The organism is Listeria farberi, assembly GCF_014229245.1.
Classification (GTDB): domain Bacteria; phylum Bacillota; class Bacilli; order Lactobacillales; family Listeriaceae; genus Listeria; species Listeria farberi.
Map to the genome: position 1 here is coordinate 47,480 of NZ_JAARZJ010000002.1, position 22,933 is coordinate 70,412.

A 22,933-nucleotide genomic window follows, 5' to 3' on the forward strand; every position below is an offset into this window, starting at 1 on the left:
TCCTTTTTAGTTTATTTACCACCGTTATGCGCAATACCTTCTACAAAATATTTTTGTGCAAAAATAAAAACAAACAATACAGGAATGGTGGAAACAATTGTCCCAGCCATTAAAGCCCCATAATTGGCACTTTCATTATATTGAAAAGAGGCGAGTCCTACTTGAACGGTCATCATTTTTTGTGAATTAAGAACAATTAAAGGCCACATAAACTGATTCCAACCTGCCTGGAATGTCATTATTCCAAGAGTAGCTAGTGCAGTTTTAGCAAGCGGCATATAGATTTTCCAAAAGATTTTAAACTCCGAACAACCGTCTATTCTTGCAGCTTCAGAAAGTTCATCTGGCAATGTTTCAAAAAACTGTTTCATGAAAAAAATCGAGAATGCACCAGCGGCTCCTGGAATCAAAATTGCCCAATAAGTATTAATAAAACCCATTCCCCCATGACCAGTAATATCATTACCACCCATCAATGGAAAATTCTTTAATACTAAAAAAGAGGGAATCATTGTTACTACTGCTGGAATCATCATGCTTCCTAAAAATGTCATAAAGAGTCCTTTTTTTCCTTTAAAAGGAAGTTTAGCAAAAGCATAACCTGCTAATGATCCGAAGAATAAATTAGTAAGGACTCCACCAAGTGCAAGTATTAGCGAGTTTACTAGATAGCGGGCAAATGGCGTTGTACTAAAAACATCTTTGTAATTATCCCAAGTAAACATTTTAGGAATTAAGTTCATACCATTGCTTAAAATTTCACTCGTTGGTTTAAAAGAAGTAGATACTGTCCAAATAAGTGGAAAAACAGTCACTAAACTAATTAGAAGTACTGCAATATACCAAATGAACGACTTGCTCATTTTTTTAAATTTCATGGTATTCATATCAAACCTCCTTAAGCTGTTCTATCTTCTTTATTTACACGCATGTTGATAATTGAAAATACTAGTATGATTAAAAATAACACAAAAGAAATTGCGGAAGCATAACCCATTTTTAATCCGCCAAAGCCTTCATTATAAATATAGTAGACAAGTGTGATAGTTGAGTTTCCTGGACCGCCTTTTGTTAATACATATGCTTGGTCAAACACCTGAAAAGCATTGATAATTAGCATTGTTGTTACGAGAAAAGTAGTCCGAGAAAGAGATGGCCAAGTGACATAACGGAATGTCTTCCATCTTGAAGCTCCTTCTATTTTAGAAGCTTCATATAAGTTGGCTGGGATGCCTTGAAGACCAGCAAGAAAAATCATCATATTTGTGCCAAATGTCATCCAAACACTCATCAAAACAATTGCAAACATCGCCCAGTTCGAATCATAAAGCCATGCTGGACCATTAATTCCAAACCATCCTAAAACACGATTAATCAAACCATACTGCGGATTAAGCAACCAATACCAGATAGTCGCTGTTGCTACCGTAGAACATAATACCGGCACATAAAAGAATGTCCGAAACAAACCTGCTCCTTTTTTATTCATATTAATCAAGATGGCAGCCCCAAGCGATGCTACAAGGCCAAGTGGTACAAACAGAGCTGTGTAGATAATCGTATTTTTTAATGAAATGAGAAAATAAGGATCTCTAAACATTTTTATGTAATTGTCAAAGCCGATCCAATTGGGAGAATTAACAATATCATAATCTGTAAAACTGACAAATAGAGCCATTCCAATTGGAAGAATCATAAAAATCGCTAGTAATAAAACAGGAAGCGCAATAAAAAGGTAAGCCATTCGTTGTTGATGTATTTGAACAGATTTATTTCTAATCGTTGCCATCATTAAGCCTCCTTCGTTAGTTCTTTAAAACACTTGCCATCCGAAATCCGGCTACATCAAGAATTAATTCGCAAAACATCATATTCGCCCAAGAAAACCATTCACGCGTAAAGTCTTCCGGATGGTCTGGATGAAACGATTCATGCATCAATCCAGTTCCTGCATCCGTTCTTAACAACATTTGTAAAATTTCTAGTTTTTCTGATTCATCACTTGCAGTCAACCCTTGAATCGCCAGTCCAATTGGCCAAATATATCCTGCTGGTGTATGCGGACTACCAATTCCTTTTGCAAGCTCACCTTCAAAATAATACGGGTTTGACTTACTTAAAATAAACTTCCTCGTATTTTGATAAATTGGCGACTCTTTCTCAAGATATTGGATGATTGGCATAGAGAGTAGACTTGGAACATTTGCATCATCCATCAACAATTGATTTCCAAGACCATCTACTTCAAAAGCAAATATTTCACCGAAAGTCGGATGATTATATGTACCAAATTTTTCTATCCCTAATTGAATATCATTTTGTAAGGTAGTAGCTTGTTTAATCGTTTCTATTTCGTTTGGATAAAAAGTTTCGATAATTTCTTTAGCATAGCCTAAAACTACTACTGCAAACATATTTGAAGGAATGAGATACCCATATTCACAAGCATCATCACTTGGTCTAAATCCTGACCAAAGCATACCTGTGTAAGCAGTTTCTGTTCCTAATCCGTTTCTTTTTAAAGTATCAGAAGGAACACAGTCCAGCCGTTCAAAACGATAAGGCGATTTTGTTTCATGATGTTGTTCTACTTCCCATAAAGCAAAAATCGTTTGTAACATCTTGAAGAATGCAGCGTCAAATTGTTCTGTTCTTCCAGTAATTTTCCAAATAAAGTATGCTAATTGAATCGGATAGCATAACGAATCAATCTCATATTTTCGTTCCCATACTTGTGGATGCATTTCCGTTTTATCATCTTGATGCCCAGCTCCATTTGGCGTTTCATTGAAAGCGTTAGCATAAGGATCAATTCCAACTAAACGGACTTGTTCTTTGCTAAGACCAATCAACATCGACTCAATTTCTTCATTTTCTTTAGCGAAAAGAAGGAACGGTCGTACTTGGCATACAGAATCACGTAACCACATTGCTGGAATGTCACCTGTTAAAATAAATGTAAGACCACTTTCCCGAATTTTAATGGTAGTATCTAATGTATTTTCCATACACCTTTCATACATTTCAACTAATTTTTGATTATTTAATTCTTTTTTTATTTTTTCCGTACTTATTTGTATAAAATCTCGATTTGCAATAACCAAATGTTTCACTCCTTTTTAATTAATTATATTTAATTATCATTTATCATATTTAAATAATACTATATATATTTAATCTCTGTCAACATAAAATTGAAATCGCTTTCTTTAGGCATTAAAAAAACTCTGAGATATAGATTCTCAGAGTTTTAAACCTTATTCAAACAGCATATCTAAAATAGCTTCTTTTTCAATTCCACCAAAATAGTCTTTCGCATTTATTTCTTGCCAAGCCTTTTGAATAGATTTTCGTTCAAAACGACAACCGATTATTTTTTCGGCGAATTCAGTAACATCCTCTGTACCGAAAAAGTCCCCATAAATTGTTGCTTCTTTGACTTGACCTTTTTCTAGTGAAATTTGGAATTCAATGGTTCCAGCAAGAAATCTTTTTTTTCGTTTTATAGTAGCTTTTGGTAACTTCCCGTACGTCCAGTCCCAGTTCCGGTAACGCTCTGTACGCAATTTTTCGATACCCTGTTTATCTGCTTCCGTAAAAGTATAACGCGGGATATCTTTCGTTTCAAAAATAGTTTCAAGTAGAATTTGCTTAAAAGTCAGAATATCGATATCTTCTGCTAAATGTTCGCGAATTGTTGTTACACGACTGCGTACGGATTTAACACCTTTAGACAAGTATTTCTCAGGATCTACTTGTAATGCTTTTTCGAGCATGGATAAATCGACATCGAAAAGTAAAGTCCCATGGCTATAAAGTCTACCCTTGGTTGCAAATTGTGCATTGCCACTTATCTTTTTGCCATTTACTTCAATATCATTTCGACCACTCAGTTCAGCATTTACACCAAGATTGCGAAGCGCTCGAATAACTGGTTCTGTGAACTTCGCGAAATTTTGAAAACTATTTCCGTCATCTTTTGTGATCATGCTAAAGCTAATATTGCCTTCATCGTTATAGACAGCTCCTCCACCAGATAAACGGCGAAGAACATCAATATGATTTTTTTTGACAAAAGCATGGTTAATTTCTTCTAGTGTGTTTTGATTTTTACCAACAATAATCGTTGGTTTCATCCGATAAAACATAAAATACGTTTCATTTTCGTCTAAAGAACGAAGCGCATATTCTTCCATAGCGAAGTTGTACGCTTGATCGAGCACATCTTCATTGTCTAAATAAATCACTTTTCTTAAGCATCCCCTTTTGCTCTAAGTGTCATTCGAATGATTTCTGGGTCATTAAATAAGCGCGGTAGTTTCGTGACATTTCCTAAGCCGCGGCTCACAATAAGCGCTTTACCGCCAGCCCGGTGAATCCCAGCTGTCCATTTTGGCATGAAACCTTGTCCCGGCGCAAAAAGACCTTCTGTTAGCGGAAGCCTAAATTGGCCGCCGTGCGCATGTCCAGATAATACTAAATCAATTGGATAGGCTTGGTATAGTGGCCAAAACTCCGGACGATGCGCCAGTAATATCGTAAAGTAATCCGGTGATAAATTAGCTGTCGCATCGTCTAAAGCTTCCTTTAATGCCGCTTCTTCCCAAACTTCTTTTGGTAGTTCTTTTTCTGCCCAGTCATCTCTTACAAAACGAGGATCTCGGACGCCTACTACCATGATTGCGGCGCCATCTTTTTTTAGAAAATAGCGTTCATTTTCAAGGACAGTAACGTGATGTTTCTCCATGTCTGCTTTAAAATCTTCATAAAATGCGCTTCGACCCTCATGATTTCCGCTCACATAAAAAACCGGGAATTCTTTAGCTAATTTGCGTACAACTGCCATCGCTACATATGGCGCCTCATCTCCATCAATCATATCTCCCGTTAAAAAAACGGCATCCAGAGCTAGCTCATTCACCATACTAAGCAAAGGATTATTATATAAACCAAAACTTGCACTATGCAGATCAGACAACTGAACAAAAGTTGCGCCGTCCCATTCTGCTGGAATTTTATCTGATACTATTTCATAATCTGTTACAGTTAAATGTTTGGTTGACCAGTATGCATATCCTGTAAAAGCAGCAACTGCACTAAGTAAACCCCATCCAGTTTTTTTCATAGTTAGAAATCTCCTCACTTAATTTGCTGTAGGTTTCATTATAGCAAATTAAGTGGGAACTCGCTTTACTCAACTACTTGGTATTCTGCTAGTTTTTGTAAATCAGCTGGACTCACTTCTGCCACAATCTGTGTGCCATTTTCCAAGTACTCGGTCTCTAACACATTAGCATGCTCATTTAAATAAGCGACAACTTGCCCCGCTTCAAACGGAATTAAGAAGGTTGCTTTTTCATAACTGGCGAACAATTCTTGACGAATCACTTCAGTTAGAAATTCTAAACTTTCTTTTTCACGTGCTGAAAAGACAATCGTATTTTCTGTTTGTTTAGGGTATATCTCGTCTTCTAAAAGATCCGCTTTATTGTACGCATAAATAACTGGAACATCTTCCACACCAACTGCTTTCAACGTTTCTTCAGTCGTCTTCATCATTATTTTATAATTGGGATCCGAATAATCTACCACATGAATGAGTAAATCAGCGTCACGCGCCTCTTCTAGCGTGGAGCGGAATGCTTTCACTAATTGATGCGGAAGTTTGCTAACAAAACCAACTGTATCTGTGAGCAAAAATTGCTTGTTATCCGGTAAAACAATTTCGCGTACACTCGTTTCTAGTGTAGCAAAGAGCATATCTTTCTCAAAAACTTGTTTGTCTGCAGTTTCGCTATATGCACGCACTAAACCGTTCATTGTTGTTGATTTTCCAGCGTTTGTATAACCGACGAGTGATACCACCGGAATTTCATTTTTCTTTCGTTTGCGACGACGTACTTCACGGTCATCCACGAGCATGTCTAACTCTTTTTGTAAATGGCGAATTTGATGTTTGATGGTACGGCGATCGGTTTCGATTTTCTTTTCACCTGAGCCACGGTTGCTGAGCCCGCCTTTCCCACTTTGTTGGTCCATATCTTCACCTTGTCCAAAGATACGCGGAAGCTCATATTGTAATTTGGCAATTTGGACTTGAAGTTGTGCTTCTTTTGTTTTTGCTCGGTTCGCAAAAATAGCCAGAATCAACCCCGTTCTATCCATTACGTCCAGTTCTAACGCTTCTTCTAGGTTTCTAATTTGCGATGGCGAAAGTTCATCGTTAAAAATAATCAAGCGGGCATCCTGCATTTCTGCTAAGCCTTTGATCTCATCCACTTTTCCCTTTCCAACATAAGTAGCACGATTTTCACGGTCGATATTTTGCCGTACTTCGCCCACTACTTCCATATTATTTGCAGCCGCTAAATTGGCTAATTCTTCCATTGAATAATCAAAATCTTTTTGTTTCTGGCTTATACCAACGATTAATACTTTTTTCTCCATAAAAAAGGACCTCCTGAAAATAGATTCAGCGCGGTCAGGGTTTTTGAGTAGATGAAAACACAAAAATAGCATCTCAAAGATACTAGCTTGCTTTCAAATGAAGCGTATTCCTCCTTCATTCTACCCATATTTATTTTGGGTGCCATACATGCACGCAAGACCAATCCCGTTACCCATACTAAATAAGCATGGATATTCCCGCACTATTAAATTAGTTGCATAGATTTTTTGGGAAACGTAGTCTAATATAACGCATGATGGGCAACCCTCCGTTCATTTTAGATGCCCTTAGTTTAACATGGGCGCTTTTGTTTCGCAACTATTTCTCGTTAATTTGGTCGTTCTATCTCGAAAATATCCCCCAGTTTCACATAGTCATTTCCTGCAAGCCTGGCAACTGGTGCAAGCTTTTCTGGCAAAATATAGTGATGCTCAGAATCAAACACTTCGTCGGCGAAATCATATGTCAAAATACGTGCCAGAATTAAATCGGAAACAACCTCACCAGCATCATTCTTAATCGGAATGATTTGTTCTAGTTTAGCTGTAAGCATGATATTGGCCTCGGAAATCTTCGGAGTTTTCATTCCAGGAACTTGCTCTAAATGCAAGTTTGTTTTATCGATTTCGCTCACATCAGATGCAAGTCGCGCGGCAGTTTTATTCATTTCTTCTACAAAAGATTCGCTAACGATATGAATATTTAGTTCTTTCGTAAAAGCCGCATTTCTAGCTGTATCTTTTTGCTTACCATCCGCGCGTTGAACAGCTATCGAAACTATCGCTGGATCGCTTGAAACAACATTAAAAAAACTAAACGGGGCGGCGTTGACCGTCACCCCATCATCAGCAAGCGTTGTTACAAAAGCGATTGGCCTGGGAATAATACTTCCAGTTAAAAATTTGTAGTTTTCTTTTTGAGATAAATCAGCACTTTTAAAAATAGTCATCTACTTTCCTCATTTCTGGTTGTTTTGATACCATTTTTTCGCTTCTTCTAGTTCTTCCATAGTTAGTGAATGCCCAGCTGCTGTCCAAACTGTTTCAACGTTTGCACCACGCGATTCAAGGATTTTAACCAATTCTTCGGAAGCTTTCGCTGTAATAAGCGGATCATTTAAACCAGCAGACAGAAATACACTACGATGGCTAATCGAAAATTCGGGTTGTTTGTTTCCAGCTGGCATTGCATGAAATAAAATCGCTTTATGAAAACTATCCTCTGCTTGAAGAAGTGCATTGGCGGCAATGTTTGCGCCGTTAGAATAACCTACCGCAATGATTCGCTCAAAATCCAGTTGATATTTTTTAGCCAGTTCGCGTGTTGTAGTGATTAATTCCGAGGTTTTGCTTTCCAAGTCTTCTAAATCCAAACTGCCATCATGAAATCTTTTGAAAAATCGATTTGCTCCGCCTTCTTTAATGTCACCACGTAAAGATAAAACAGCTGCATCACCCGAGATAAACTCCGCTACTTCGACAAGCGACTTTTCATCGCCACCTGTCCCATGAAGTAGTAATAGTGGAGCTAATTCTTTATTTTTTCCTGGAATATAAATGTGTTCCATCGTTTATCAGCTCCGTTTCGTATTAATTGGTCGTACCATTTTTTCAATTTCTGCGCGTTTTGGTTCTAAAAATGGTGGCAGGGCTAATTTTTCACCGAGTGTTTCGTATGGTTCATCACTTGCGAAGCCCGGGCCATCTGTTGCAAATTCAAATAAAATACGTTCGGAAACTGGTACATATAAAGATTCAAAGTAGAAGCGGTTTACATAACCAGAATTAGGTGCTTCGATTGTATTCATGCGGTCAATCCACTTTTGTAACTCCTCGTGGTCCTCTACTCGGAAAGCTACATGGTGAACACCGCCGTAGCCTTGCATTGCAGCTGGGATATCGGTACGTTCTTCGACAATCACTTGCGCCCCGTTACCACCTTCGCCTACTTCATATAAATGAAGTCCATCTTCTTCCACCACTTTTTTAAAGCCAAAAATTGTTTGCAAAATCGCATCCATATTTTTCAAAGAAACAACGGTTAAAAATACTGGTCCTAAACCATAAATCGCATATTTTTCTGGAACTGGCCCTTTTTTCCAAGGAGTCCCCGCTGCTACGCCTTCGTTATTTTCATCAGAAATTAGTTGTAATTGTTGGTCATCAAAATCTTGGAAGGTGAGATATTTTTTGCCAAATAGAGTTTTAATATCGCTATGCGGAACTTTTAATTGTTCAAAGCGGTCAAGCCAGTATTCCAGCGCCGCGTCACTTGGTACTCGGAAAGCTACGCGAGAAATACTATCTGTTCCGTGGCGTCCTTTTGGTAAATTAGGGAAGTCAAAAAATGTCATATCCGTACCCGCTGAACCTTTGTCATCTGCGAAAAACAAATGATACGTATGAATATCGTCTTGGTTAACAGTTTTTTTCACTAAACGCATCCCTAAAACTTCTGTAAAAAACGCATAATTTTTCTCGGCACTACTTGTCATTGCTGTTACGTGGTGAATTCCTTTTAAATCTTTAATCATGATAAATCTCCTCCAAAATAAGTTTCAATTTCTGTTCTTTTTTCTTCTAAAAAGCTTGGTAAGGCTAGTCTATCTCCCAATGTTTCGAGTGGTTCATCAATTGTAAAGCCGGGGCCAGCGCTTGCGAATTCAATTCTTAAGCCACCTGGTTCGCGAATATATAAACTTTTAAAATACTCGCGGTCAACGAATTCTTCAATTTTCAAGTCGTTTTTCATTGCTAAATCGTGAAGTTCATCAACAGCTTCTTTCGTTTCTAAAGTATATGCAATATGATCAATCGTTCCGCGTCCTGTGCGGGATTTTTTGTCTGAACTCGTGACATGTAATTTCGTAAAACTCATCTTGTCCTTATCTACTAATACCCCATTATGACTTTCTAAGCCAAAAAGATTCGTGAAAAATTGGCTCGTCGCGTTCGGGTCCGGCACGTGATAGTCTGCGCCGATAATCCGAACAATTTGTTTTTCAGGCGGGATATCGGTGTGGATGGTTGGGTTAGAAATGGTTTCTGGTATTTCCGTTAGGATAATGCCCATTGTATCGGGATCTTGAATACTTAAAGTCCGTTCTTCTTTTTGGAAAGAAACGGCAAAATCGTTTAGCCTTTTTTCCCAGTAAGAGCTTGTGCTGTTTGGTATTCCTAGGGTGATATTTCCGAAAAAGGCGCGCTCGTTGTAGCTTGAGCCGATGCGAGGTACTTCGAAAAATGTTAACAAGGTGCCCGGACTTCCTGTATAGTCCCCGTAAAATAGGTGACGCATGTGAATATTGTCTTGATTTACTGTATTTTTTACGAGCCGTAGCCCTAATATGTCTGAATAAAAACGATGATTTTCGCTGAATGATTTCGTTAGCGCGGATACGTGATGGATTCCTTTAATCATTTGTTTGTACCTCCTTCTTAATTACTAATTATAGTTTATAACTAAACTATCAAAAAGAAAAGTTTTATGCTCACAAAAAGTAAGTAACTTTTAATAGTCGCAAAAAAGAGCGCCACTAAGCGCTCTTTAATACACATCTCTTTTGGTGAAAATAAAATAGGATAAAACGAATGCGATTAGCATCCACGCACTTAACACAATCATCGAGAAACTCAATGTCATGCCTTCAACTGGTGGGCTGGAGCCGTTCAAGTAATTCGTTAGTTGTAAATTAACCATAAATAAATATTTCGCGCTCGGCCAAGAGCTGACGAGGTTGGTTAAAATCGTTCCGGTGATAAGGGAGGCAAGCATAATCCCCATAACCGCTGCTGTGGAGCGAACTAACACGGATACAAACATTGTTAACACGCCGACCACAACACTGACAAACCATGCGAGTCCGAACTCCATGAGTAGTAGTTGCCAAACCGGCAGTTGGTACACGTCCATTGTGGTCACAGCGCCATCTTTCATCCCAAACCCGGTGAGAACTGGTGCATCCCAGCCACCGTAACCAAAGACAATCCCAGAAATCAGATAGGCAATAACGGCGGATAATACCATAATTGCGGAAATCGAGAGCAACATTGAAATATATTTACTCGTCAAAATCCGCCATCGCTTCACAGGCCTTGTCAGCAGAAACTTCATCGTTCCCGCACTTGTTTCAGCACTGATTAAATCGGCTGCTATAACCATAATAAAAAGTGGAAACAATAAACTAATACCATTTTCGACGAATGTTTTTAAGAAAGTTGGTGCTCCAGGGGCGTTGGGATTGATGTCATTATCTAAGTAATATTGTAGTTGCCCGACAAGCACTTTGAAATATTTTTGATATTCTTCGGGAAGACGGCCTGTACCGAGTCTATTTTCAAGGTCGACGATTTGTTGCTGGGTCTGCACATGCCAATCGCTTGTCCCAGCTTGCTTTTCATCTTCTTGATGCTGCCGGAACTGTGCGTACGTAAAAATCGCTACAATAATTGCCACTAGCACCAAAATAACGATAAGTCGCTTTTTACGCCAAAGTTTTAATTGTTCATTATAAACTAAATTAATCAATCGAATGACCTCCTGTTAACTCAAGAAACAGGTCTTCGAGAGATGGTTTTTTCTTGTCAATTTCATGGACTTGAATGCCTTTTGCAACCAACTGTTCGTTCCATTCGGCGCTATGTTCATTCACTGCGGTCACGAGGTATTCGCCGTCCACTTCTACTTTGGTTACACTTTCCAAAAATACTTTAGCTTGTTCAAAAGGAGTCGCCCGCCAGCGTAATTGTGCGCGAGAGCTAAGAAGATGTGAAACTTGATCGGTTTTAATAATCGTCCCGTCCGTCATAATCGCCACCCGGTCACATAAAAGTTCAATTTCACTTAATAAATGAGAAGACACAAGTACGCTAATACCTTCATTTCTGGCAAGCGCACGGATAAAGTCGCGCATTTCATGAATTCCAGATGGATCGAGACCATTTGTTGGTTCATCAAGAATTAATAGTTTCGGACTGGAAAGTAATGCTTGAGCAATGCCTAAACGTTGGCGCATACCAAGTGAATAAGTAGAAACTCGGTCATTTATCCGTTTTTCTAGCCCCACTAGCTCGGTTACTTCTTGAATGCGTTCTTTTTTTATCGAAGAATCCATTCGGGCAAAATACGCTAAATTTTCTTGTCCTGTTAAAAATGTATAAAATTCCGGATTTTCTACGATGGAACCAAGACCTCGCATTGCTTCGGTAAAATTTTTCCGGATATCTTTCCCACCAATTAAAATCGTTCCAGATGTTGGTTTAATTAGGCCGACAATCATTCGAATCGTCGTTGTTTTGCCAGCTCCATTCGGTCCAAGAAAGCCAAAAACTTCTCCGGGCATTACTTCAAAAGAAATCCCTTTAATAATTTCTCGTTTACGAATTTTTTTATGCAGATTAGTTACTTGAAGTGCTCGCTCCGTCATCGTCTTCTCCTCCTCCCGTCTCTATAACCTGTGTCACCCGATTACCGATAAACTGGTATCCAGCGTGATTTGGATGGAATTTATCACTCGCTAAATAAGCAGCCCCATTTTGCTGAAATAAATCAAAAGTCGGAACATAAATGATATTTTTCTCGTTTTGCGATAGATTTTGACTTTGCATGTTCCACTCATTCGCAACCGCTGACATTTCGCTCGCATTTTCTAACGACATAAACGGATTATACAGCCCAATATGAAAAACTGGCGCGGATGAATTTAATTTTCGTATCGTTTGGTAAATTTGTTTTAGATTGCTCGTATAACTTGCTTCGGCTTGTTTAATCGCATCACTTTTGAAATCATCCAGTGCTTCCCCGCCGCGAAATAAATCATTGCCGCCGATTGTCATTAAGACTACATCAGCTGATTTTATTTGGTTTTGCACTTCTTTTTGTTCTAATTGTTTGAGTAGTTGTCCTGATTTCGCCCCGCTAATAGCAAGATTGACGTTCTCGACATTTTTCTCTTTTTGTTTGTAGAAATTCTCCACCACTCGGACATACCCGCCGCCTTCTGTATCACCAACGCCATATGTAAGTGAGTCGCCGAGCGCCGTTATTTTAAAGGTATCTTGTTTTTTCGTTACAGTAATATCTTTTTTTGCAGCTGAATTTGTATTATTTGCTTGATGATTTTTTTGCCCTAACCAGATGGAACCAACACCAATAATGCTTAGAATAAGCGCTATAACTGAAAAAAACAGCAAAAATTGAACTGTTTTACTTTTTTTCATTGACTAATCACCTGCCTTATTATGAGGTTTATTTAGGACTAAGTATACCAGACATTCTCGAAAAGCACCTAGTAAAAAAGCACCTATATCATTCGCGTAGGTGCTAATTTTATGCTATTTCATATTATATTGTTTGGTAAAATTAATTTTTCCTTTAGCATCCGTTTACTATCTTCATCTATAAAAGAATAATCCAATGCTATTTCAGTCTGCCTAAGTATCCATTCTGCTGATAAAGTAAAACTATTTTGATTCACTTGTAAATATTCGTTCGTTAGTGTTGTATTGGAAACTGTACGATTATCCGTATTAAAACAAATCTGAATTCCGTTTCTATGAAAAAGTTCTACAGGATAGCTTTGCCAGTTTTGTGCAGCCCCTGTTTGAATATTACATACTGGACACATCTCAAGCAATACTTGCTGTTTAGCTGCTCGTTCCATCACTTTCTTTGACTGAGCTAGTGCTATACCGTGACCAATGCGTCTAGCTCCGAATTCCAATGCTAATAAAACGCTTGTTAAATCACCAGTTTCACCTGCATGAATCGTGTAAGGCATACCTATTCGGCTAGCATAAGAAAATAATGATTGATAGTCTTTTGTAGGATACTTTCCTTCATCACCAGCTAGATCAATTGCTACTACTTCTTTTCCTAAGTATTTTTTAGCTACATCAATTACTGCTAAATTAGCTTGCTCAGATTGTCTACGCATACAACAAAAAATCAAACCTATTTTTATTGAATAAACTTTTTCAGCAACGCGGCTCCCGTCAATTAAAGTCTCAGCAACTTCTTCCATTGAAAAGTTAGTGGTTACTAGGTGTATAGGAGATAGCCTAATTTCAATATAGATAATGTTCTCTAGTGCTGCTTGTTCTGCTAAATCCAAAAGAGCTAAATATATCGCTTCTTTTGTATGTAAACCTGCTGAAACTAATCTAAAACAATTAATATATTCTGTTAAACTGCATCGATTAGCAGCAACTGTCATTCGTTGTAACTTTTCTTCTGATAACATTAAAGGGTTACCTTGTAACTCATAAAGCTTACGAAGCGTTTTTAGCCGAATGGAACCATCTAAATGACAATGAAGTTCTACTTTAGGTATTTTTTTAACTTGTTGCTCATTCACTAATAGTCGCCTCCCTTCTTACAAATCATATAATACTTCTTTGATGAGCATACCAAAGCCAATTTTTGCTTGCTGAGTTGTTTTTACTACTTCTTCATGATTTAAGTTCGACTGTAAACCTGCTGCTAAATTCGTAATACACGAAATTCCTAACACTTTTATTCCTGCATGATTAGCTGCTATTACTTCTGGGATGGTTGACATCCCAACTGCATCTGCCCCTAGCCTTCTCGCCATTTGTATTTCTGCAGGAGTTTCATAACTCGGACCGGAAAACGCCATATAGATACCATCTTTTAAAGGAATATTTAAATTTCTAGAAGCTAAGTGCGCTTTTTCAATATAGTCGCGGCAGTATGCTTGACACATATCTGGAAAACGCGGACCAATCTCTGCTTGATTTTCACCTATTAAAGGATTCGCTCCCATAAAATTGATATGATCAGTAATTACCATCAAATCTCCTACAGCAAAATTCCTATTCACTCCACCTGAAGCATTGGTCACAATTAGTGATTGCACTCCTAACGCTTTCATTATTTGAACCGGATAAATAACTTGAGACATTAGATTCCCTTCATAAAAATGAAAGCGCCCTTGTAATGCCAAAATAGTTTTCCCTGATAAGACACCAAAAATAAGCTTTCCACTGTGTCCAACCACTGTTGTTGCTGGAAAATGAGGAATGTCTTGATACGGAATTTCTATTTTATGTTGAATTTCTTCTGCTAAATCACCTAAACCAGATCCTAAAACTAAACCACAGGCTACTTTTTTAATACCTTTTGTTTGGAGAAAGAAAATCGTTTCCTTCATTTTTTCAGTTGCTAGTTGCATCATTTTCCTCCTTGTTATTTATTACAAAGCCAAGCAAGAAATTTCTTGCTTGGCTAATTACTATGCCTCTTTGAAAGTAAAGAAGGCTAATAAAAATGAAATTAACATTGTTGCTAGTGATGCTAATGCTACAACAATCACATAAGAAACATCGCCTGTTTGAGGATTGATAAACCCACCAATTCCTAAAACACCAATTGTACTAGCAAAATTATGAACTCCAGCTACTGCAATAATAAGCGCCCCTATCGCTGTTCCAATACAAGTAAAAACAAATCGTCTTTTCACTGGTAAGGTAACTCCGTAAATTGAAGGCTCAATGATGCAAAAGAAATCAGAAACCATTGCAGGAACACAAATTTTCTTAACATCTGGATTCTTCGTTTTCAAATAAACTGCAAATACGACAGCCATTTGAGCTAATGGAGCTGTAAAAATCATTGGCAATAAATAATCGGTCCCTGTTGTTGCGAGATTATTTATTCCTATGGCAACTAATGGCCAATGTAATCCAAGAATAACCAGTGGTGTATAAAGAATACCTACGAACAAGGCTGCTACAACTGGTGAGAAACTAAACAGAGCTAAAATCGCACTAGAGATAATACTACTTGCTATATTAGCAATTGGACCAAATACTAAAATTGTTGCTGGAACACCAATAATTAAAGTAAGAAATGGGACAAAGGTGAAATGTAATGATTGAGGAATAATTTTTTTGATAAAATGCTCAAATTTCGATAGAAAGAACATCGAGAAGATAATAGGAATAACTGTTGATGTGTATCCATTCGCTGGAAAAATAATAGGGATACCTAGAAAATCACTATAAATATCCATCTGAAGAAAAGTACCATTAAACAACTGGTAGATTGCCTCTGGTCCAACTAAATCATTAAGTAGATTTGGGAAAACAAGTGAAGCACCAACAATCATCCCAATAAATGGATCTGAGTTAAATGTTTTTGCACTAGTGTACCCTAAGATAACTGGAAAGAAAGTAAACAAAGCATAACCAATTGCATTTAAGATGACAAATGCGCCATCCCCTGGGCTAATTACTTTAGAGGCAACTAAGAGTGACTCCACACCTAAAATCAAAGAACAACCAATCATTACTCCAAGTGTAGGGGTAATGATTTTAGTTATTGTATCAATGAAACGATTTAATAATGTTTTCTTATCTTTATTAGTAGAATCATTAGTGCTAGTTTCCTCATTAGTATTCGAAATAGATAATTTAGATAACATTTCTTGATAAATTTCTCCAACTTGCATACCAACAACTACTTGATATTGACCATTTGCAGATTGAGCAGTCATAATTTTTTCATGATTTATCAGAGCATCTCTATTAACTAAACTTTCATCTTTTAGTGTAAAACGTAATCTAGTCACGCAATGTGTTAACGCAATTATATTACTATCTCCACCTACATTTTCAATAATGAACGCATTTAATTTATCATATTTTCCCATATGCAATTTTCTCCATTTCTAATTATTGTCAATCTTGGCGAGTTTCTCAAATAAATCTTCCATTAATTTATCTCTTTCAACAAAGTAAACATATTTTATAAAATGGCGTCTAAAGTCTTGGCTGTAATAATGATTATCTTGCATAATGGGACTATTAACCAATTTATCTTTCATAAATTCTTCACCTAATAGCCAACCAATAGGAACAACATCCCATAATGCCCGTGACCAAACCTTTCCACCATTTTTTAGATTAGTTATTTTCGCTTCTTCTTCCGTTCTTGTCACCATATAATCACAAAATTTATTTTTTCCTTTTAACCAATACTCTAACTCCGGCCCGGTTGTAGCAAAAGCAGAAATAACTCCCATCCCTGGAAACTGAACTAGTGGCATCGGGGTATCAAGTAAAACTCGAGCAGCTACTAAATCTTGTCGACAATTAAAGGATAAATTATTATGCCATTCATAGCCCAGTCCACCTAACCATAAAACAACTATATTTTCTGTTATTTTTGGTTCTAGTAAAATAGCTGTAGCAATATTAGTAGCAGCGGCAATTCCAATGACATAAAGAGGATTTTCTGAACTATGCGCTAATGCTAACTCAATCAAATGTTGGACAGCATCACTCATTTTAGGTTTTGAATTAACTAAAAAATCAACTGATCCTTTAAAAGTGATTTTTTCTAATTCTGGACGGTTCAATAATTTATAAACCCTAAGAATTTCTTCATAACTTTTTTCCATACCGTCTTTCGGCCCATTAGAATGATGATTTAAAAATGGTGCTGCATACACTCCTACCACATTAAATTTTTCTTTTGACTGAATCATATAGGCTAAAGCATATTGATCATCAATTTCGTTAAATGTATCTGTATCTAATACAACATCAACCTTTCCTGATGGTCTTTCTAACATTTTTAAAATTTGGCTATTATCCATTCTTATAAATCCTCATTCCTTAATATTTTATAGAAAGCGCTTTCCTTAAATTCATAATAACATTAATTTGGTTATTGTCAAATAATATTTTGTTTTAACCAAATTAAAAACCAAAAAAAAGATAAATTGGTTTTTAGCAATTTATCTTTTTTTAAATATTTAAAATCTCTATTTTTGCCTTGGATAAAGTTTCTAACTGCTCTGTAGTAAAGTCCACTTCTGTAATAATGGTATCGTAATCCGTTGCATGATTTACTTTCCACATCGCAATACTTGGGTACTTACTGTTTTCTATAAGCAGAATATTTTTTTGTGAATTTTTCATGATTGCTTTTTGCAAATCGGCATCTTGTTCTTTATAAGCGGTAATTTCTAAATCTTCATCTATCGCACCTGGGCTTATAAAAGAAATATCCGCTTTTAGCTTTTTCATTTGATGGATAGTCATTGAACCGAAAGAATTTTCTTGGTTTAAGCTAAAAGTTCCGCCTAAAAAAATAATAGAAAGCTCTATCTTTTTCTCTTGAACATAGTGCATAATACTAAAGGAATTCGTAATTACAGTAATATTATTTAACAACTGTGGATATTTACTAAGCATATGGATAAGCATAACTGAAATGCTATTATGTTCAATGGCGATTACTTGACCTGGACTCACTAATTGACATGCTTTATCCGCTATTTTACTTTTAGATTTTGAATTAATTTCTTTTCTAAATGAGTATGGGACATCTCTAGCAATGGTGGTATGAGCAATAGCTACACTACCATGAGCTTGAACTACTTTTCCAGCGAGTTGTGTGGATTTCAAATCGTTTCTAATTGTTTCTGTCGTTACATTAAGAAATTCAGCTAAGTTAGCCAATGACAAAATCGAATTTTCATTTAATATTTCAATTATTTTATTTCTTCTTGACTCGACTTTTCCCATCTAATTCTCCTTTTCTCTTCAATACTAAAGTTAGTATACCTTATTTCGGTTAAAGTTTGTATGAATTTAATCATTTATATCCAAAAAAGCTAACTCGTTAGCGCCCGTTAACATATCCTTACGTATTATCAATCAGTCAGGTTTGTATCAAAATAACTTTGGGTTCTCTGCTGGTTCATTTAGGTTATTTCATTTCTTCCAAACACTATCAAGAAGCATTTGAAGCAATTGAGGCTTTAATTCATGCTGGTGTAAAAAACAACAAACAAGTTCGAGTATCTTTTCATTCCTTTATTTAAATGACAGTAATATAAAAATAAGAGGCTTGGACATAGGGGATTTTAGCGCCCCTTATGTCCAAGCCTCTTCTGCTATTTTTATTCTGCTACGATTGCTTTTGTTAAATCGTCGACAAAATCTTGTTTGTTTTCTGCTTTCGATGCTTCGGAAATTGCATCAATATCTTTCGGTTTATCATCCCAGCGACCAGAATCTGCTGTTACTGCAATATGGATACTTTTATCTTTATTGTCATTCATAAAAGTGGTTACGTTTTCTGGGATATCATCGGACTGTACTGTAGTGAATAGAACTACTTTGTCATAATCATCTGCTTTTACTTTGTCTAGTTTTGTTGTATCAATAATGGAAACATGTACGTTTTTACCTTCCATGTCTTTTTTCACTTGGTCCATTACACTGTCTTTAAATTTACTACCTTGAGTTGCAAGTAATACATGATCTCCTGTAGCTGATTTGTTTATTTCGGCATTTTCAGTAACATCCATTGATTTAATAAAACGGTAGGATAACATTACTCCTGCAAATATTACTACTGCAATTCCTACGACGATTAAGCTGATTTTTAGTGGTTTTTTCATTATTAAGTTCCTCTTTTCTGTTAGTTGGGTCATTCTGATCTTAAAGCTTCTGCTGCATCTAATTTTGCTGCTTTATTACTTGGATAAATCGAGAAAATAAAGCCAATTGTAATTGTTATTGCGAGTGTGACAAGGAAATTCCAGAACGAAATGTGAATCATATCTTCAAAGCCAATTTTCGTTTCTAAAATAGGACTAGCTATTTTTGCAATTGTTACAGCGACAAGACTTGATAGTACATTAGCTAAAATAATAATATAGCTTGCTTCCATCATGAAAAGTCCGCGAATATGACGTTTACGATAACCAATTGCTCGGAATACACCGATTTCTCTTGTTCGTTCAACCACACCGATATAAAGCACAATAGCAATCATCACGCCAGCAACTGCAAGCGAAAGACCTGCAATAAAGGCAATCAAGTACACAATAATATCGGTAAACTGGCTAAATGTATCTACGAAAGCATTCGCATTAGTAATCGAATAATTCGCCCAGTCTTTGTCATCCTCATATTTTTCAACGATTTCTTCTGCTTGTGCTGTTGTTTTTGTGAATGCATCCACAGATAAAATCGGTTTTTCAATACCAGTTGTTTTAATAAAGTCGTTCATTGTTTTTGTTGAAACATCAAATCCTCTAGCAAAGCCTTCTTTAGATGGGTTAGTAATACCAGATATAGTTGTTTCTATTTTGACAGTATTTTTTGTGTCGCTATTTCTTCCGGCATAAACTAAGGTTATTTTTTTACCAATAAGTTTATCACCATCACTTTTTGTTAATTCATCAGAATCCTTTTTTCCAAGAATTGCTCTTGCTACATTAGAAGGGATAACTGCTCCGACTTCATCACTTGTTACCATTTTCCCGCTTAGAAGATATTCATCTTTGACAGTCAAATCTTCATAGCGTGATGGCTTAAAGTTGGCTTCTTGCATTTCACCAGAAATACCTTTCAAGTATTCGCCATCGTATTCAAATTTAATGCCTTGGACAGTAGTGCGTTCATATATTTCTGTAATATTTTCATCTTCATACAGCTGCTTAATTTTCTTAATCTCACTACTTGTTAGTGGAGTGGTAGGTTCAGGTGATTTCGAGCCACCATCTTCTTTATAATAAGTCGTAATCTGATTGGGTGAAAAAGTTGTTCCAAAAATCTTTGAAAGACTTTGATTCACTCCATTTCCAAGTCCAAATGCTAACAAAATAGCGATAATACCAATCGAGGTTCCAAGTGCTACAAGCAAATTCCTAAACTTTCTATTGAAAAAACTTTTAAAAGAAATTTTAGCAGTAGCCCACCAGTTTAGTCTTAACTTTTTTTCGTTTTTGTGACTAACTTTTTGGATGACTTCTTTTTTTCTTTCAAATGAAATTACTTCTCCATCTGCTAAGCGTAATACTGCATCAGTTTGGTCCGCAATGTTTAAATCATGGGTTACAACAATAACGGTTGTACCTTTTGCTGCTAAATCCTTAAGCAGTTTAATAATTTCATCTGATGTAACACTATCGAGTGCTCCAGTTGGTTCATCTGCTATAATCATATCTGGATTATTAGCGAGAGACCTTGCAATCGCCACCCTTTGTTTTTGTCCACCAGATAGTTGTGTTGGTTTTTTACTAGCAAAGTCTTCTAGTCCAACTTGTTTCAGCAAATCAAGTGCTCTCGCATTTCGATCACTTTCTGATAATTCAGGATTCAAATATAAAGGAACTTTTACATTTTCAATGACTGACATATGATTGACTAGATGAAAGCTTTGAAAAATAAAGCCGATGTGATTAAAATGATATGCATCTAAATCAATATCCTGTAAATTTTCTCCATTGTATAAAACTTGACCTTCGTAGTCAGTGTCAAGTCCACTAATAATATTTAGTAACGTAGACTTCCCACTACCACTCTTTCCTATAATTGCTGCAAATTCTCCGTCTTGAATGGTTACATTGATATTTTTCAAAACTGGTGTTTCGTTTTTCTTTCCTAACTTATAAGACTTTTTAAGGTGTTTAACTTCTAACATTTATTCTCCTACTTTCAAATAGTATCCATTTTTTTTGATTTCATATAGATGTAACTTCCTGCAATCACTGAACATAAGCCAATATTCCAAACAATAGATAGAAGGGAAATATCAAAGTGTCCATTAGGTAAAATGGAAATGATTCCAGCACTGTTATAAATATGCAAGTAGTATTCAGCTAGTAAATTGACAATTAGGATAGCAAAAAGAAGTAGAATAACTGCCGCTTTTTGAAGAGAACTTGCTTTCACATGATCTTTTAACCACCCTACCGGAATAACGAAGTAACAAACAAACATAGCGATAAATAAGAACATCATCAGCGTTCCAGATACAAACGATAACGCATCGCCTGCTTCCATACGTCCTGTTTCAAAACCGTAATACCAAATAAAGGCACTTTGAAGTAAAATTACTGTTATTGCTGATAAATAAGCAGCAAATAGTTTTCCAAAAAATTTCTTTGTTTCCGAAAATCCAGAAAGTGAAGCGAGCGTTAAGTTTTCTTTCGATGTGTCGAGTTTCGTGATTTTCCAAGTAGTGATAAGAACTAGAATTAAGCTCATCACCGTAGTTCCTCGAATCGCTCTAAAAAGCAAATCCGATCCCTCCAGCAGATTCATTGTGAACCCTAGAAAGTTCAGCCCTAAGATAATTGCAAGTCCAATCAAAAGAATAGGACTAATTTGTTTTAAATAAAAAGTAATAATTTTTGTCATTTGTTCATTTCCTCCTTATAGAAATCGATTAATGAGTTGCCTGTTTCCTCGCGATAAGATTCTGTTTCTATCGTTTTTAATGTGTTATCTTTAATTAACCAAAGTTTGTTATATAATTTTTCCGTACCTTCTAAATGATGCGAAGAAATAATCGTGATAACATCGGGTTCTGTTTCGCTAATAATAGCTTTCATTACTTCTGAACGAGCCATAATATCAATACTTGCAAAAGGCTCATCATAGAGATATACTTTGGCTTTTCTTGCTAATACACTGCCAATCTTTACTTTCATCAACATGCCTGTCGATAATTCACCAAGTTTTAGCCGTTTATTAATGCTCCATTTAGAAAGTAGTCTTTCCCACTTATCTAACTCCATGTTTTCAAAAAGAAGTGCATGTTGTTTCATAAATTCTTCTATAGTAGTACTTTTTTTAGCGTAAAGTTCATTGTTCAAGTATGCAATTTTCTGGCGGATATCATTTGTAGTAAAAAATTCATTGTCTAATTCTAATGTACCGCTATCCGGTTTTTTCAAATTTGCCAACATATCTAGCAAAGTTGTTTTGCCGCTACCATTTTCACCAGTGAGTACAATCATGTCGCCTGGTTTTGCTTCGAAATTCAAGTTTTGTAACACTAGTTTATTTGGATATGATTTAGCAATATTATTTCCCACTAGCATTTGCTTCAGCCCCCTCTACTTTTTTCACCCAAGCAATAATTTTTTCTTTATCAATTCCTAGTTTACTCATTTCATTGATAAAATTTTTGGTAAGTTGTTTTGCGATGTCATTTTCCAATTGCTCAATTCTCCTCTTATCTTCTGTCAAATATTTACCAGTACCTCGAACGGTGAAAATAATTGCCGCTTCTTCCAGTTCCGCATAAGCTCTCTGGATGGTTGTCGGATTTACTTCTAACTTTGTTGCTAATTCTCTTACAGATAGTAGCTTGTCACCAGCTTTGTAAATTCCTGTAACAATTTCTGTATGAATATAATGAACGATTTGTTTATAAATGGGTTTACTATCATCAAACTTCATAATTTCCTCCTTTCGCCTGTCTGTCCGTATCACCGTACCACCTGGGTCACACTGGCTATGAATGTACTATATCAAATGAAAATCGCTCCTTTTATACATTAAATATACCTAAAAGACTTTTTTTATTGCTCCAAAAAAAAATTTTGATTATAAATGTATACAATAAGCCGATTTAAACAATGTCACAAACTGTTCATAATTCTTTTTTTTAAGAAATAGCGTATAATAAAATGGTAATTATTTTAAAATAAGGGGG

Annotated in this window: 23 protein-coding genes and 1 pseudogene; 1 reads left to right on the plus strand and 23 read right to left on the minus strand. The window is 36.3% G+C overall.

The genetic code is table 11. From position 1 onward, the window contains the following. Positions 1–11: 11 nt before the first annotated feature. From HCB45_RS02030 to HCB45_RS02115, 18 genes are all read right to left on the minus strand, one after another. A complete protein-coding gene (locus tag HCB45_RS02030) occupies positions 12–887 on the minus strand; it encodes a carbohydrate ABC transporter permease (protein ID WP_185618516.1) in 876 nt (291 codons plus the stop codon). An 11-nt stretch (positions 888–898) separates the two neighbouring features. Continuing rightward, on the minus strand, positions 899–1,789 hold the full coding sequence (locus HCB45_RS02035; protein ID WP_185318218.1) for a carbohydrate ABC transporter permease: 891 nt from the start codon (positions 1,787–1,789) through the stop codon (positions 899–901). 16 nt (positions 1,790–1,805) lie between these two features. Next, positions 1,806–3,104, minus strand: a complete 1,299-nt coding sequence (locus tag HCB45_RS02040) for a glycoside hydrolase family 125 protein (protein ID WP_185618518.1) — start codon at positions 3,102–3,104, stop codon at positions 1,806–1,808. A 153-nt stretch (positions 3,105–3,257) separates the two neighbouring features. Beyond that, positions 3,258–4,247: a lipoate protein ligase LplA2 gene (gene lplA2 / locus HCB45_RS02045; RefSeq protein WP_185618520.1), complete on the minus strand. Its 990-nt coding sequence runs from the start codon at positions 4,245–4,247 to the stop codon at positions 3,258–3,260. Positions 4,248–4,252: 5 nt separating this feature from the next. Further along, positions 4,253–5,125 carry a metallophosphoesterase gene (locus tag HCB45_RS02050; protein ID WP_185618522.1) on the minus strand — a complete coding sequence of 291 codons (873 nt, stop codon included), beginning with the start codon at positions 5,123–5,125 and terminating at the stop codon, positions 4,253–4,255. A gap of 65 nt (positions 5,126–5,190) precedes the next feature. After that, the gene (gene hflX / locus HCB45_RS02055) at positions 5,191–6,447 is read right to left on the minus strand and encodes a GTPase HflX (RefSeq protein WP_185618524.1); all 1,257 of its coding nucleotides are present in this window, start codon (positions 6,445–6,447) and stop codon (positions 5,191–5,193) included. A gap of 329 nt (positions 6,448–6,776) precedes the next feature. Then, a complete protein-coding gene (locus HCB45_RS02060; RefSeq protein ID WP_185618526.1) occupies positions 6,777–7,397 on the minus strand; it encodes a flavin reductase family protein in 621 nt (206 codons plus the stop codon). A 9-nt stretch (positions 7,398–7,406) separates the two neighbouring features. After that, positions 7,407–8,015, minus strand: a complete 609-nt coding sequence (locus HCB45_RS02065; protein WP_185618528.1) for an alpha/beta hydrolase — start codon at positions 8,013–8,015, stop codon at positions 7,407–7,409. Positions 8,016–8,021: 6 nt separating this feature from the next. Then, positions 8,022–8,981, minus strand: coding sequence for a ring-cleaving dioxygenase (locus tag HCB45_RS02070; protein WP_185618530.1), 960 nt, complete (start codon positions 8,979–8,981; stop codon positions 8,022–8,024). After that, positions 8,978–9,868 (minus strand): VOC family protein, encoded by an 891-nt coding sequence (locus HCB45_RS02075; RefSeq protein ID WP_185618531.1) that lies wholly within the window; start codon positions 9,866–9,868, stop codon positions 8,978–8,980. Before HCB45_RS02075 ends, HCB45_RS02070 begins: the two co-directional genes overlap by 4 nt. 126 nt (positions 9,869–9,994) lie before the next feature. Further along, positions 9,995–10,975: an ABC transporter permease gene (locus HCB45_RS02080; RefSeq protein WP_185318209.1), complete on the minus strand. Its 981-nt coding sequence runs from the start codon at positions 10,973–10,975 to the stop codon at positions 9,995–9,997. Further along, entirely contained in the window at positions 10,968–11,873 is a 906-nt protein-coding gene (locus HCB45_RS02085; RefSeq protein ID WP_185318208.1) for an ABC transporter ATP-binding protein, read from the minus strand. Before HCB45_RS02085 ends, HCB45_RS02080 begins: the two co-directional genes overlap by 8 nt. Beyond that, complete coding sequence (locus tag HCB45_RS02090; protein ID WP_185618533.1) at positions 11,845–12,666, minus strand: SGNH/GDSL hydrolase family protein; 822 nt, start codon at positions 12,664–12,666, stop codon at positions 11,845–11,847. Before HCB45_RS02090 ends, HCB45_RS02085 begins: the two co-directional genes overlap by 29 nt. 119 nt (positions 12,667–12,785) lie before the next feature. Continuing rightward, positions 12,786–13,802, minus strand: coding sequence for an adenosine deaminase (gene add / locus HCB45_RS02095; protein WP_185618535.1), 1,017 nt, complete (start codon positions 13,800–13,802; stop codon positions 12,786–12,788). Between the two features lie 18 nt (positions 13,803–13,820). Next, positions 13,821–14,639, minus strand: coding sequence for a purine-nucleoside phosphorylase (locus HCB45_RS02100; protein ID WP_185618537.1), 819 nt, complete (start codon positions 14,637–14,639; stop codon positions 13,821–13,823). A gap of 60 nt (positions 14,640–14,699) precedes the next feature. After that, complete coding sequence (locus tag HCB45_RS02105; RefSeq protein WP_069888252.1) at positions 14,700–16,118, minus strand: PTS transporter subunit EIIC; 1,419 nt, start codon at positions 16,116–16,118, stop codon at positions 14,700–14,702. 18 nt (positions 16,119–16,136) lie between these two features. Then, a complete protein-coding gene (locus HCB45_RS02110; protein ID WP_070006258.1) occupies positions 16,137–17,066 on the minus strand; it encodes a nucleoside hydrolase in 930 nt (309 codons plus the stop codon). Positions 17,067–17,217: 151 nt separating this feature from the next. After that, on the minus strand, positions 17,218–18,000 hold the full coding sequence (locus HCB45_RS02115; protein WP_185618538.1) for a DeoR/GlpR family DNA-binding transcription regulator: 783 nt from the start codon (positions 17,998–18,000) through the stop codon (positions 17,218–17,220). A gap of 188 nt (positions 18,001–18,188) precedes the next feature. On the opposite strand from HCB45_RS02115, the pseudogene HCB45_RS15545 reads away from it, so the two are divergent. Continuing rightward, positions 18,189–18,260: pseudogene (locus tag HCB45_RS15545) on the plus strand (hypothetical protein); the annotation flags it as partial. Positions 18,261–18,377: 117 nt separating this feature from the next. Here the strand turns inward: HCB45_RS15545 and HCB45_RS02120 are convergent. From HCB45_RS02120 to HCB45_RS02140, 5 genes are read right to left on the minus strand one after another with little or no spacing between them, the layout of a single operon-like run. Next, the gene (locus HCB45_RS02120) at positions 18,378–18,881 is read right to left on the minus strand and encodes a hypothetical protein (RefSeq protein ID WP_003731229.1); all 504 of its coding nucleotides are present in this window, start codon (positions 18,879–18,881) and stop codon (positions 18,378–18,380) included. A gap of 29 nt (positions 18,882–18,910) precedes the next feature. Beyond that, positions 18,911–20,911, minus strand: a complete 2,001-nt coding sequence (locus tag HCB45_RS02125; protein ID WP_185618540.1) for an ABC transporter ATP-binding protein/permease — start codon at positions 20,909–20,911, stop codon at positions 18,911–18,913. 14 nt (positions 20,912–20,925) lie between these two features. Further along, on the minus strand, positions 20,926–21,630 hold the full coding sequence (locus tag HCB45_RS02130; protein ID WP_003727183.1) for a hypothetical protein: 705 nt from the start codon (positions 21,628–21,630) through the stop codon (positions 20,926–20,928). After that, positions 21,627–22,316, minus strand: coding sequence for an ATP-binding cassette domain-containing protein (locus HCB45_RS02135; RefSeq protein WP_185607596.1), 690 nt, complete (start codon positions 22,314–22,316; stop codon positions 21,627–21,629). The genes HCB45_RS02130 and HCB45_RS02135 overlap by 4 nt, the downstream gene beginning before the upstream one ends. Next, the gene (locus HCB45_RS02140) at positions 22,300–22,677 is read right to left on the minus strand and encodes a GntR family transcriptional regulator (RefSeq protein ID WP_185618542.1); all 378 of its coding nucleotides are present in this window, start codon (positions 22,675–22,677) and stop codon (positions 22,300–22,302) included. Before HCB45_RS02140 ends, HCB45_RS02135 begins: the two co-directional genes overlap by 17 nt. Positions 22,678–22,933: the final 256 nt, after the last annotated feature.

What these genes read in the sequence shown, in the direction of transcription:
- HCB45_RS02140 (WP_185618542.1), bottom strand. Translation starts at nt 22,677, where the DNA reads ATGAAGTTTGATGATAGTAAACCCATTTATAAACAAATCGTTCATTAT.
- HCB45_RS02075 (WP_185618531.1), bottom strand. Translation starts at nt 9,868, where the DNA reads ATGATTAAAGGAATCCATCACGTATCCGCGCTAACGAAATCATTCAGC.
- HCB45_RS02115 (WP_185618538.1), bottom strand. Translation starts at nt 18,000, where the DNA reads ATGGGAAAAGTCGAGTCAAGAAGAAATAAAATAATTGAAATATTAAAT.
- HCB45_RS02050 (WP_185618522.1), bottom strand. Translation starts at nt 5,125, where the DNA reads ATGAAAAAAACTGGATGGGGTTTACTTAGTGCAGTTGCTGCTTTTACA.
- HCB45_RS02105 (WP_069888252.1), bottom strand. Translation starts at nt 16,118, where the DNA reads ATGGGAAAATATGATAAATTAAATGCGTTCATTATTGAAAATGTAGGT.
- HCB45_RS02035 (WP_185318218.1), bottom strand. Translation starts at nt 1,789, where the DNA reads ATGGCAACGATTAGAAATAAATCTGTTCAAATACATCAACAACGAATG.
- HCB45_RS02120 (WP_003731229.1), bottom strand. Translation starts at nt 18,881, where the DNA reads ATGAAAAAACCACTAAAAATCAGCTTAATCGTCGTAGGAATTGCAGTA.
- HCB45_RS02125 (WP_185618540.1), bottom strand. Translation starts at nt 20,911, where the DNA reads ATGTTAGAAGTTAAACACCTTAAAAAGTCTTATAAGTTAGGAAAGAAA.
- hflX (WP_185618524.1), bottom strand. Translation starts at nt 6,447, where the DNA reads ATGGAGAAAAAAGTATTAATCGTTGGTATAAGCCAGAAACAAAAAGAT.
- HCB45_RS02090 (WP_185618533.1), bottom strand. Translation starts at nt 12,666, where the DNA reads ATGAAAAAAAGTAAAACAGTTCAATTTTTGCTGTTTTTTTCAGTTATA.
- HCB45_RS02060 (WP_185618526.1), bottom strand. Translation starts at nt 7,397, where the DNA reads ATGACTATTTTTAAAAGTGCTGATTTATCTCAAAAAGAAAACTACAAA.
- HCB45_RS02030 (WP_185618516.1), bottom strand. Translation starts at nt 887, where the DNA reads ATGAATACCATGAAATTTAAAAAAATGAGCAAGTCGTTCATTTGGTAT.
- HCB45_RS02100 (WP_185618537.1), bottom strand. Translation starts at nt 14,639, where the DNA reads ATGCAACTAGCAACTGAAAAAATGAAGGAAACGATTTTCTTTCTCCAA.
- HCB45_RS02085 (WP_185318208.1), bottom strand. Translation starts at nt 11,873, where the DNA reads ATGACGGAGCGAGCACTTCAAGTAACTAATCTGCATAAAAAAATTCGT.
- HCB45_RS02110 (WP_070006258.1), bottom strand. Translation starts at nt 17,066, where the DNA reads ATGGATAATAGCCAAATTTTAAAAATGTTAGAAAGACCATCAGGAAAG.
- HCB45_RS02135 (WP_185607596.1), bottom strand. Translation starts at nt 22,316, where the DNA reads ATGCTAGTGGGAAATAATATTGCTAAATCATATCCAAATAAACTAGTG.
- HCB45_RS02130 (WP_003727183.1), bottom strand. Translation starts at nt 21,630, where the DNA reads ATGACAAAAATTATTACTTTTTATTTAAAACAAATTAGTCCTATTCTT.
- HCB45_RS02065 (WP_185618528.1), bottom strand. Translation starts at nt 8,015, where the DNA reads ATGGAACACATTTATATTCCAGGAAAAAATAAAGAATTAGCTCCACTA.
- HCB45_RS02070 (WP_185618530.1), bottom strand. Translation starts at nt 8,981, where the DNA reads ATGATTAAAGATTTAAAAGGAATTCACCACGTAACAGCAATGACAAGT.